Below are 13,131 nucleotides of genomic sequence, written 5' to 3' on the forward strand. Positions count from 1 at the left end.
AAAAAACGCATAAATACTTGAGGAATACTGAATAATAATGCACTTTGTTTAGTTAAAAAATTAATAATCTTAATTATTTCATAATTTTTACTAAATTTGGACTTCAAAATTCTAAAACTTTTATCCAACAACTCAAAATTTTCATTTCATGAAAAAAATTACATTACTACTATTACTTCTTTTCGTTTCTGTAAGTGGTTATTCCCAGTTGTATAACCAAACAGAAGGTTTTGAAGGTTCTCCAAGTCCGGCAGGACCACTTCCTGCTATTTGGACACTGAACACAGGTAACTGGGCTATTTTTGAAAGAAATATACCAAACACAGTCGGGTCCGGAGAAAGCTGGGGAATCAATCCCTTTGCGGCAAGTCTTCAATATGAGGGCTTAGAATGTGCTTCAGTAAGCCGCGAACAAATAGGTTTAGGAGGCGTTTCCGAAGACTATTTGGCCACCTCACAAGTTGACGTTCCTGCTACAGGAATTACAGAATTACATTTCTGGACTAGAAACTTCGTAAGTGGTAATCAGGGAACAATCTTTAAAGTCATGATTGCGCCTGCGATAGACCCTTCTTTTCAGACAGATCCTGATGCCTATACCGATTTGGCACAATGGTCAGAATTGGATTTAATTGTTCCCACAAGCAATTTCAATGTTTGGACCGAAAAAACGGTTACTCTTCCTGATTTTACACAAGGGCAAAGTATCTATATAGCTTTTGTAAAAGTATACACACAGCCAACCGCAGACCTTGATGGTGATTTTTGGTTGATTGACAAGGTAGGAGTTAATACACAATGTATACCTCCAGTACCCGGAACTACAACGCTTATTACTTCATCAAATGCAGCATTGAATTGGGCTAACCCAGGTGGGGCTACAACATGGGAAATAGAAGTTGTTCTTACTACTGCTTCATTTACCGGCGCAGTGACCTACACACACTCTGGACCACCACCATTTACAATTCCATCAGGAGATTTACAGTCAAATACAACTTATAAATACCGAATCAGGGGAGTTTGTTCTTCCGGATTTACCAGTGACTGGTCTGTAGCTTCCGCCAACTTTACCACTCTAGTGGCACCACCAGTCTGTGGGGGTAACTTGATCGATTCAGGTGGAATTGCCGGAAACTATGCCAATAACGAAAATGTTACAACAACAGTAACTCCAGCTGCCGGACAAGTTGTTACAGTAACATTTACAGCGTTCAATACACAGGCTAATACAGACATTTTAAGAATATACGATGGTCCAAATGCTACTTTTCCATTGATAGCTAGTCTTTCAGGAACAGCATTACCGCCATCTTTTACTTCAACCGCCCCTAATGGGGAATTAACATTTGTGTTCACTTCAAATGGCACAACTGTAGCAGCAGGTTATGCAGCTAATATTACATGTGGTCCAGCACCAGCGTGTAGAATCCCAAACACTTTAACGGCTAGTGGTATTACTACAACCACAGTCACTTTAGACTGGTTGCAACCAATTAATCCTGATACAAGTGTTGCCACTGTTTGGGATATTATTGCTTTACCATGTGGTTCGGCTGCACCAACAGCATCATCGATACCAAATTTTAACGGTAACGATACTACAGCACCACCTTTTACACTAACTGGTTTAACTCCAGCTACTTGTTACGATATTTATGTAAGAGCTGTCTGCGGTACTGCTAACAGTGGTTGGAACACAGTACCAGTAACAGTCAATATGCTGGTTGCACCACCAATATGTGGAGGTAATTTCGTAGATACTGGAGGTACAACTGGTAACTATGGTAATAATGAAAATCTTACCACTGTTATTTGTCCAGATACCGTTGGCGATGCTGTAACAATTACATTCACGGCATTTAATATAGCCGCTGGTGATACTTTAACGGTATATGACGGTAATAACACTAGTGCTACATTGTTAGCTACTTTAACCGGAACCACATTACCACCATCATTTGTTTCTTCTGCACCATCCGGATGTTTGACGTTCGTATTTACATCAAACGGGACAGGCGCAGCTGCAGGTTGGTTGGCAAATGTAACATGTGCTCCACAACCAGGTTGTGCGGCACCAACAGTATTTACAACTGGAGCTGTATTGCATAACACTGTTTCGCTTGATTGGGTGCAACCTGCAAATCCAGATACAAGTGTTTCTACAACATGGAATGTATATGCTTTACCTTGCGGTTCAGCGGCACCTACGGCTTCCTCTACACCAACTCAAACATTTAATGCGCCACCAAATCCACCATACATCTTAACCGGATTAACACCACTTACGTGTTATGATATCTATGTGAGAGCAGTATGTGGCAGTGAAGGTAGTATTATAGTTGGACCAAGAACAATAACAACTTTAGCAGCTCCGCCAGAGTGTGGAGGAAACTTTGTTGATGCAGGAGGAACAACGGGTCCTTATGCTGCTACTTCAGATGTTACTACAGTAATTTGTCCACAAATTCTAGGTGATGTTGTTACAGTAACTTTTACAGCCTTCAATACAGAAGCAACTTTTGATGCTCTATATGTTTTTGACGGAAATTCAATAGCTGCTACACAAATTTCTAGTGCCAATGGTGCTGGAACTGTACCTGGAGGTTTAGCCGGAGGGTATTGGGGTGCAGTTATTCCTGGGCCATTTACATCTACAGCTGCAAACGGATGTTTGACTTTCCGTTTCAGAAGTGATGGCTCGGTTCAAAACCCAGGTTGGTTAGCCAATGTAACTTGTGGGCCACCACCAACTTGTAGAAGACCAACTGCTATAACCACTAGCGTTGTAACGAGTAATTCAGTTACACTAAACTGGACACAACCTGCAAACCCAGACACTACAGTTGCTTCAGCATGGGAAGTTCTAGCTTTACCTTGTGGTTCACCTATTCCAACTGCAACTTCAACAGGATTTGTTCCAGCTACTACCAACGTCAACTTTGTACTTAATACAGGATTATCATCAGCAACTTGTTATGATATCTATGTAAGAGCAGTATGTAGTGCCACGGATAGTAGTTCATGGGCTGGACCAGCGACAATAACTACACAAGTAGCTCCACCAGTTTGTGGAGGAAATTTTGTAGATAATGGCGGAGCAACTGCCAATTATACAGCAAATGCTAACGTTACAACAACTATTTGTCCAACAACTGCTGGTGATGTAGTTACAGTAACCTTTACTTCTTTCAATACCGAAGCTACATTTGATGCTTTGTATGTTTATGATGGTAACTCCATAACTGCAACACAAATTGCTAGTGCGAATGGTGGTGGAAACGTACCGGGAGGTGTTCCTGGAGGATATTGGGGAGCAGTTATTCCTGGCCCTTTTACCTCATCAAGTGTTGATGGGTGTTTGACTTTTGTTTTTAGAAGTGATGGTTCTGTCCAGAATCCTGGTTTTATAGCCAATGTAACTTGTGCACCACCACCAACTTGTAGAAGACCAACTGCTATAACAACAAGCTTAATAACGCATAATTCCGTTACTCTAAACTGGAATCAACCAGTAAATCCTGATAACAGTACAGCTTCTTCATGGCAGGTTTTAGCATTACCATGCGGATCACCTCTTCCGGGAGCGAATCCAACTACAGGTATCTTAGTTACAGCTAATACCAATACGAATTTCTTGTTAACAGGTTTATCACCAACGACTTGTTACGATATTTATATCAGAGCCGTTTGTAGTGATACAGATAGCAGTGCATGGGGTGGTCCTGCAAGCATTACAACTTTAGTAGCTCCCCCAGTTTGTGGAGGTCAGTTTGTTGATGCCGGAGGTGCAGGAGCAAATTATGCTAATGGTTCAAATATTACCACTATTATATGTCCAACAAACCCAGGAGAAATTGTTACAGTAACTTTTACATCTTTCAATACCGAGGCAACATGGGATGGACTTTATGTTTACGATGGAAATGCGGTGGTACCGGCAAACCAAATTGCTAGTACTAACCCTGCAGGAAACGTTCCAGGAGGATTAGCAGGTTCATGGTGGGGTAATTTAGCAGGAGCTAACCTTCCTGGCCCATTTACATCAACTACACCAGACGGATGTTTGACTTTTGTGTTTAGAAGTGATGGAACTGCAAATAATCCAGGATGGGTTGCTGATGTAACTTGTGCTGCTGCACCAACATGTGCTAGACCAGTTTTATTAAATGCTAACCCAATTACGCAAACAACGGCTACGTTGAACTGGACTCAGTTGAATAATCCAGACGGTTCTACAGCAACGAATTGGGAAGTATTAGTTTTACCTTTTGGATCGCCAATTCCTATTGGTGGTGGTATTCCTGTTGCAGGAGCTTCTACTTATTTTGCTGCTGGTTTAACACCAGGGACTGCTTATGTATTTTATGTAAGAGCTATTTGTGATGGAACCAATGGTCAGAGTACATGGTCTGCTTTAAATTTTGCTACTAAACCAGTTAATGATGAGTGTGACGCAGCAACTTTTGCCATTGTAAATCAAAACTTAAACTGTGTTCAGACTACTCCGGGAACCTTAGCAGGTGCTACAGGTTCAGCTCCTCCTACAACTTGTGGTGGAGCAGGTGCCGCAAATGATGATGTTTGGTTTACTTTTACAGCTACAACAATAACACATGTAATTTCATTTAACAATGTTGTTCCAGCTAATGCCGATTTGAGCTATGCTATTTACCAAGGAACTTGTAATGGCTTAACCGAGGTTGGCTGTAATACAGGAGCTGGTTTAACAGCGGGGACTACTTATTATATAAGAGTATTCTCGGATTCATTACAACCTCAATTTACAGACTTCGATTTGTGTATTGGAACATTACCTTGTACTGAGGCACCAGCATTCTGTACTGGTCAAACCGTTACTTATGCTAACTCGACCAACGTTCCAAGTTTAGGACAAATTGGATGTTTATTTACATCACCTAACCCAGCATTCTTCTTCTTACAAGTAAATCAGGCAGGACCTTTGAGTTACTTAATTTCTCAGGTTGATAATGGTGGAATCGGAAGAGACGTTGATTACGTTGCTTGGGGACCATTTACAGATTTAAATTCTGCTTGTACTGGTGTTCCAGCAAACCCACTTGGACAAACAGTTCCAATTCCGACTCCAACTACTGGATGTCCTGGAACTTTACACGCTTGTAGTTATTCTACAGCACCACAAGAGATTATGTGTATTCCTAATGCTCAGTTGTGTGAGGTTTATGTAATTATGATTACTAACTTCTCTAACCAAGCAGGAACAGTAACGTTTACTCAAACCAACTCTGGTGGAGGAACAACAGCTTGTTTCCCAATTAATACTTTTAATTATGCGCAAACATACTACTGCCAGAATCAACCGAATCCAACTCCGGTCTTATCACCTGGAGCGTCAGCAGGAGTTTATTCTTCTACGCCTGGATTAGTTATAGATCCTGTAACTGGAACTATTGACTTATTAGCTAGTATTCCTGGTAATTATATTGTAACAAGTACTTCTGCTACTACAATTGGTGGAACTTGTAACACTATTCCATTTATAACAACAACTAGGACAGTCATTATTACTGCTCCAGCAAGTGCAACAATTGCATACGCTGAAGCAACTTACTGTAATAGCATTACTGCAACAGAGCCAGTTATTCTTACAGGTACTGTTGGAGGAACCTATTCTGCTACACCAGCTGGTTTATTGCTTAATGTTAACACTGGAGAAATTATTCCTGTTGCAAGTACACCTGGACTATATACAGTAACTTACACAATTCCAGCGACAGGAGGTTGTGCACCTTTTACGACCACAACTCAAGTAGAGATATTGGCATCACCGGTACTTACTCAAAATTCGGTGACAGTATGTGATTCGTTTACACTACCAACTTTAACAGAAGGTGGTTACTTTACTAGCACAGGTGGAGTTGGACCAATTGATGCAAGTGTTCCAATTATAGCTACCCAGACAATATTTATTTATGCTGAAGGCGCTAATGGTTGTATTACAGAAAGACAATTTACTGTAACAATAAACAGAGTTCCTACTCCAATTGAGACTCAGGTTACACAATCTTCTTGTACAGCTTCTACAGGATCTATATTAGTTACAAACCCATTTTCTGCTGGTGGAGCACTTCCTAATGATTTATTTATTTCTGAAGTTACTGATGCAGACACAGGTTCTTTAACTTATGTTGAGTTATACAACGCTACAGGAGCACCGGTTAATCTCGCCAATTATAAATTGAAATTCTATACTTGGGGAGCACCTCCAACATCTGAAAACTTACAATGTGATTTACAGTTGGCAGGAACTATTCCTAATAATGCTACAAATGTTATCAAAGTGAGCAACAATGCTAATATAGCCGGTGTTACTCCAAATCAAACTTTTGCATCATGTGCTGGAGTGAACAATAATGATAATATTAGATTGACTACAGTTTCAGGAACTGAAATCGATGTTTTTGGAACAATAGATGGATCCATTTATTCACCTGCGGGTCAAACAGGTTTTACATATAGAAGACTAAATACTTCTACTATTCCAAGTCCAACATGGGTTTCTGCAGATTGGACTGCGATTGATCCAGAGGATTATACTAATATTGGTATATATGCTATGACAGTATCTACCTATCAATATGCCCTTGACGGAGGAACTTTTACATCTGATCCACTATTTAGCAATCTTGCTCCAGGACCACATACAGTGGTAGTGAGAGATACCACAACAGGCTGTTTATCTGCGCCAGTTACGGTAGTTGTTGGTGCACAAAATGCGATACCTTCGGTTACTACATTTACTTACACTACTCCTGTTTGTCAAAATGCTACAGTTAATCCATTGCCAGATACTTCTGCTGCCGGATTTACAACTGGAGGTGTATTCACATCAAGTCCTTCAACTGGAATTGATTTGAACCCAGCTACGGGAGAAATTAATTTAGCAGCTACAACAGGTGGTTCTTATGATATTACGTATACTATTGCTTTTGATCCTGTTACGTGTCAATCATTCAGTACTACTACATTTACTGTAGTTATTACAGATGTTGTCGTACCGGTGGTTGGATTCAGTTATACCACTCCAATTTGTCAGAATGCACAAGCCACCTTGAGCCCAACTTTAAATGCAGGATTCACTACTGGTGGTGTATTTAGTTCGACAACAGGTTTAGTTATTGATGCTGCAACTGGGGTTATTGATTTAGCTGCTAGTACTGCTGGTCCGTATACTATAACATATACAGTGGCGGGTGATAGTTGTCAAAATGCTAGTGTTGCTACTTTTGATATCGTTATCAATCCTGTAATTACTCCTGTAACAACCTTTACATATACAACTCCTATTTGTCAAACGGCAACGGTCAATCCTTTACCAGATACTTCTGCTACAGGATTTACATCTGGAGGTGTATTCACATCAAATCCTGCAACCGGAATAGATATTAATCCTTCAACAGGAGAAATTAATTTAGCTGGTTCAACAGGCGGAACTTATGATATTACCTACACAGTAGCCGCGGATCTAAGCACTTGTCAAGTGTTCAGTTCAACAACATTCACTGTTGTTATTACTAATGTTATTGTCCCAGTAACAGGATTTAGTTATACAACTCCAATATGTCAAGATGCTCAAGCCATATTAACGCCAACTTTGGACGCAGGATTTACTACTGGTGGGACATTTAGCTCAACTACTGGTTTAGTTATTGATGCTTCAACTGGAGTGATAGACGTGACTTCAAGTACAGCAGGGCCTTATACAATTTCATATACATTGGCAGGTACTAGTTGTCTTGCCGCAACAGTTGCCACTTTTAATATTGTTATTAATCCTGTAATTACGCCGGTAACTTCATTTACCTATACTACTCCAGTGTGTTTGAATGCTTCAGCTAATCCAACACCAACTTTTGGAACTGGATTTACTAATGGAGGTGTCTTTACATCAAATCCAGCTACTGGAATTGACTTAAATTCTAGTACGGGTCAGATTAATTTAGCAGGTTCGGCGGACGGAACTTATGTAATAACTTATGCTGTGGCAGCTGATCCAGCATCATGTCAAGTTGCAAGCTCAACAGACTTTACAATAGTTTTAAGTCCTGTAGTGACACCAATTGTTGGATTTAACTACACTACACCGATTTGTAAAAATGCACAAGCAACTTTGACTCCAACTTTAGATGCAGGCTTTACTTTAGGAGGGATATTTAGCTCAACCACAGGTTTATCAATAAATGCTTCTACGGGAGTAATTGATTTAGCTAATAGTACGGCAGGTTCTTATACAATTACTTATGATGTAGCGGCAAACACAACAACATGTCAAGTTGCCAATAGTGCTACATTTAATATTGTGATTGATCCAATTGTAACACCAGTGACAAACTTTAGTTATGCTACTCCGTTCTGTTACTCTGTTACTTCGAGTACAGAATTGCCAACCTTAGGTGCTGGATTTACTTCAGGAGGAACTTTTAGTTCAACATCAGGATTGATTATTAATGCAACAACTGGTGCAATTGATTTAATCAGTACACCTGGTACTTATACAATTACCTACACAGTCAATGCTGATCCATCTATTTGTCAGGTTGCTTCAACTGGAACAGCTCAGATTACTATAGTGCCACCAGTACTTGTCGATATAAGTGGAGGATGTCAAAACGTATATGTTTTAAATGTTAGTCCAGTTAATGGGTCATTTAATCCTGAAACTGCTACTTTCCTTTGGGAGAATGAATTAGGTGTTGATGTGGGAAGCACACAAAGTATAAATTTAACGGCTCCAGGAACTTATACTGTGACTGTTACTTTTAATGGTTGCTCAACTACATCTGATCCTTTTGTTGTAGCATCAGTGGCTTGTCAGATACAAAAAGGTATTTCTGTAAATAATGATGGTTTCAACGACACATTTGATTTAACAGGATTCGATGTTAAAAAACTAACTATTTTTAACAGATACGGAACGCAGGTTTATTCCCGTGCAAATTATGTTAATGAATGGGGTGGAAAATCTGATGATGGGGACGAACTTCCAGACGGAACATATTTTTATGTTCTGGATAAAAATACTGGAGATTCAGTTACAGGATGGATTTACATCAATAGAGCACAATAACAACTTAATAATTTGCATTCAAAATAAAACAAAACAAAATGAAGAAAATATATTTCATTGCGATATTGGCTTTAGCGATTAACGAGTTAAAAGCGCAACAAGATCCACATTACACTCAATATATGTATAATATGAGTGTAATGAATCCGGCGTATGCCGGTTCAAAAGAAAGTTTGTCCGGAGGATTACTTTATAGAGCACAATGGGTTGGTTTAGACGGAGCTCCTACAACGGGAACGTTCTTTTTACACAGTCCTGTGGGGAGAAATGTTGGTTTAGGACTTTCTGTAGTATCCGATAAAATCGGACCAGTGGAAGAAAACAACATTTATGGTGATTTCTCGTACACATTAAGTTTAGGTGGTGAACACAAATTGGCTTTTGGTTTAAAAGCAGGATTGACTTTACACAAAGTTGATTTCGAGCAAATTTTCCCAACGTTGCCCAGTCCCATCCCTAGTGATCCATTTTCTGGATCTAATCCAAACAATACCTTCTTGAATATTGGATCTGGGGTTTTCTATTATACCGATAAATATTATGTTGCTTTTTCGGTTCCGAATATGCTTAAATCAAAATATTTGGATTTTAATGGTACAGAATATGGAACAGATGTTATTCATTACTTCTTAACTGGAGGTTATGTATTTGATATCAATCCTAATTTGAAATTTAAACCGTTTGCGATGATAAAATCGTCGGTAAATGCACCTACATCAGTTGATCTTTCTACCAATTTCCTAATACAGGACAGATTGGAGTTAGGAGCAACATATAGATTGGAAGATTCATTTGGAGCGATGGTAAACTTTGCCATCACTCCAAATCTAAGAATTGGATATGCTTACGACCATATAGTTTCAGATTTAAAGGTAGATACACCAGCATCGCATGAGGTAATGGTGTTATTTGATTTGAACTTCCCGAAAAAAGTATCACGTTCGCCTAGATATTTCTAACCTATAAAGCAATCCTAAAAATGAAAAATCTATATATTATATTAAGTTTTGTAGCATTCAGTTATACTGTTACAGCACAAAACAAAGACACCAAGGCAGCTGATAAATTGTTCAGCAGATTTGAATATGTTGATGCTGCAAAAGAGTATCTTAAGTTGGTTGAAAATGGTAAGGCAGATGGCTATGTTTACAAACAATTAGCAGATGCGAATTACAATATGTTTAATACCAAAGAATCTGCGAAATGGTATGCTAAAGCTACAGAAACCAATCAGGATGCAGAAACCTACTACCGTTATGCACAAATGCTAAAAGCAGAAGGTAAATATGAAGACGCTAATAAGCAGATGAAAAAGTTTGCGTCGGCATCTCCAAGCGACATGCGTGCTAAAGCGTTTAATGAAAATCCAAATTATATTCCGAGATTGTTGGATAAGACCAGATTGTTTAATGTCAATCCTTCGGATGCATCTAGTGATAAGTCTGATTTTGGTGCGGTTCTTTATGACAATGCTGTTTATTTTGCCAGCGCTAGAAATGGAGCTCGTAAAACCTACGGATGGACTGATGAACCTTATTTAGATATCTACAAAGCGGATTACAATACTGATGGTACTGTTACAAATGCAGTTCCTTTAAGAGACTTAAATTCAAAATGGCATGATGGTCCGATTACTATAACTGCAGATGGCAATACAGCTTATTTTGCAAGTGAAAGTTATAAGGAAAAAGAATCTGAAAAAGATAAAAAAGCCAATGCAAGATTTAGTCAGGTTTATTTATTTAAAGCTACTAAAACAGGAGATAAATGGGGTAATATTAACGAAGTGTCTTTTAATGACAAAACGTTTTCAAATAGTAATCCTAGTTTAAGTCGTGATGGTAAAACTCTTTATTTTTCTTCTAATAGACCAGGAAGTATGGGAGGTACAGATATCTGGAAAGTAGCTATCAATGATGATGGAACTTACGGAGAACCACAAAACTTAGGTAATAAAGTGAATACCGAAGGTAATGAAAGTTTTCCTTTTATTGCAGATGATAATAAAACACTATACTTCGCCTCAAGTGGAAAACAAGGCTTAGGTGGTTTAGATGTTTATCAAATCGATTTGTCTAATGGCTCAGAAGCAAGTAACTTAGGAAAACCAGTAAATACCGAAAAAGATGATTTTGCATTTACTTTTAACGGAGTAAAAGGTGCTGGGTTTTTATCTAGTAATAGAAATGGAAACGATGACATCTTTGCGGTAAGTCCAATTTGTGGCGTTGATGTGATGATTGTTGTTACCAATGCTAAAACGGGAGAAATTCTATCTAATGCAAGCGTGTCAATACTTGACGACAAGAAAAATGTTATTGCTACTGAAATGTCAAATGCTAAAGGTGAAGTAAAATATCGTGTAGAATGCGACAAACCTTATGTGGTTCAAGCCTCAAAAGATGGATATGAAGGAAATACTTTTGCTGTAAACAAGAGTAAAGGACCAACAGCTAAAATTGATGCTGCGTTACAGCCAATAGATGTTATTGTAACGGAAACGGAAATCGTTCTGAAACCCATTTATTTTGAGTTTAATAAAAGCAACATCACACAAGAAGGTGCTTTTGAGCTAGACAAACTGGTTCAGGTTATGAAAAATAATGATAAAATGGTTATCATGGCTAAATCTCATACAGATAATCGCGGAACCGATAACTACAATTTATCACTGTCAGACAGAAGAGCAAAATCAACAGTGCAATACGTAATTTCAAGAGGAATTGCTGCCAGCAGAATTTCTGGAAAAGGAATGGGTGAGTTAGAACCTAAAGTAGATTGCGGTAAAGATTGTACAGAAGAACAACACGCGCTTAACCGTCGTTCTGAATTCCTAATAGTAAAATAATTTAAAATATTTATTATAGTAAAAACCGAGCTGAAAGCTCGGTTTTTTTTGTTTTATACAACTAACCCATTGAATTCACCTAAAGATGACAATAATTATAGCAAGGAAGCTCTTTTGTTAAACATAATGTAAAAAAAGCATCTAAAACGAAACATATTTTATTAATTAACTGTTAAAGTTGATATTTTACTTGCAATTACGCAACGTTTTGAAGTACATTTGTAGCATCAAAAAAAACAAGGAGTGGTTTCCTTAGATTTTTTGGATAAATTTTCATAATTTATAGTTTTTTTGGTTGGTTAATAGCGTAAAAACTCAGTCATTAATTTGATTGGGTTTTTTTGTTTTGGTACATTTGGAACAGATATTGTACATACAGTATAAAAAGCACATGAAAAACATGAAAAAATATTTTTTAGTACTGTTGGTTTTTATCACTGTAAGTTTCGATACTCAAAAGCCCGATGCCTATGATGCAGGAGAGTGGTTTAAGTTCAGGATCCATTATGGATTCGTTAATGCGGGTTATGCAACTCTCGAAATAAAGGAAGCCATCCGAGATAATAAAAAAGTATATCATGCTATTGGTAAGGGGTATACTGTCGGGATGTCACGTTTCTTTTTCAAGGTTAACGACAATTATGAGAGTTATTTTGACAAAGTAACGAATAAGCCGTATCAATTTGTTAGAAAGATTGATGAAGGTGGATATACCAAAAATCAAGAAGGTTTTTTTAACCAAGACATTAATAAGGTCTTGATTAAAGATTATAAGAAGAACACCGAGAAAACATTTTCTGTCACTGAGAACGTTCAGGACATCATCTCCACGTTTTATTTTTTAAGAAATCATCCTAATATTGATAAATTAAAGGTAGGCGAATCCATAATAGTGGATATGTTTTTTGACGATGAGATTTTTAAGTTTAAGTTAAAATTCATAGGAAGGGAAGATTTAAAAACTAAATTTGGAACCGCTCCAACAATGATTTTTAGACCCATCGTTCAATCTGGAAGAGTTTTCAAAGAGGAAGAAAGCCTAACCGTTTGGATTTCTGATGATGAAAATAAAATTCCGTTAAGAATAAAAGCCAGTCTCGCAGTGGGCTCTATAAAAGCCGATATCGATGGTTTCAAAGGATTGAAGAACCCTTTTATGGTTAAAATGAAATAA

At 38.1% G+C, this 13,131-nt stretch carries 4 protein-coding genes; all 4 read left to right on the plus strand.

Features of this window, described 5'->3' with window-relative positions; genetic code table 11:
* Positions 1-148 precede the first annotated feature (148 nt).
* Positions 149-9,109 carry a fibronectin type III domain-containing protein gene (locus ACULEU_RS00525; RefSeq protein ID WP_445453511.1) on the plus strand — a complete coding sequence of 2,987 codons (8,961 nt, stop codon included), beginning with the start codon at positions 149-151 and terminating at the stop codon, positions 9,107-9,109.
* Between the two features lie 38 nt (positions 9,110-9,147).
* Positions 9,148-10,068: a PorP/SprF family type IX secretion system membrane protein gene (locus ACULEU_RS00530; protein WP_445453512.1), complete on the plus strand. Its 921-nt coding sequence runs from the start codon at positions 9,148-9,150 to the stop codon at positions 10,066-10,068.
* Positions 10,069-10,088: 20 nt separating this feature from the next.
* Complete coding sequence (locus ACULEU_RS00535) at positions 10,089-11,957, plus strand: OmpA family protein (RefSeq protein WP_445453513.1); 1,869 nt, start codon at positions 10,089-10,091, stop codon at positions 11,955-11,957.
* 400 nt (positions 11,958-12,357) lie between these two features.
* Positions 12,358-13,131 (plus strand): DUF3108 domain-containing protein, encoded by a 774-nt coding sequence (locus ACULEU_RS00540; protein WP_445453514.1) that lies wholly within the window; start codon positions 12,358-12,360, stop codon positions 13,129-13,131.

Source organism: Flavobacterium sp. 25HG05S-40, assembly GCF_052654735.1.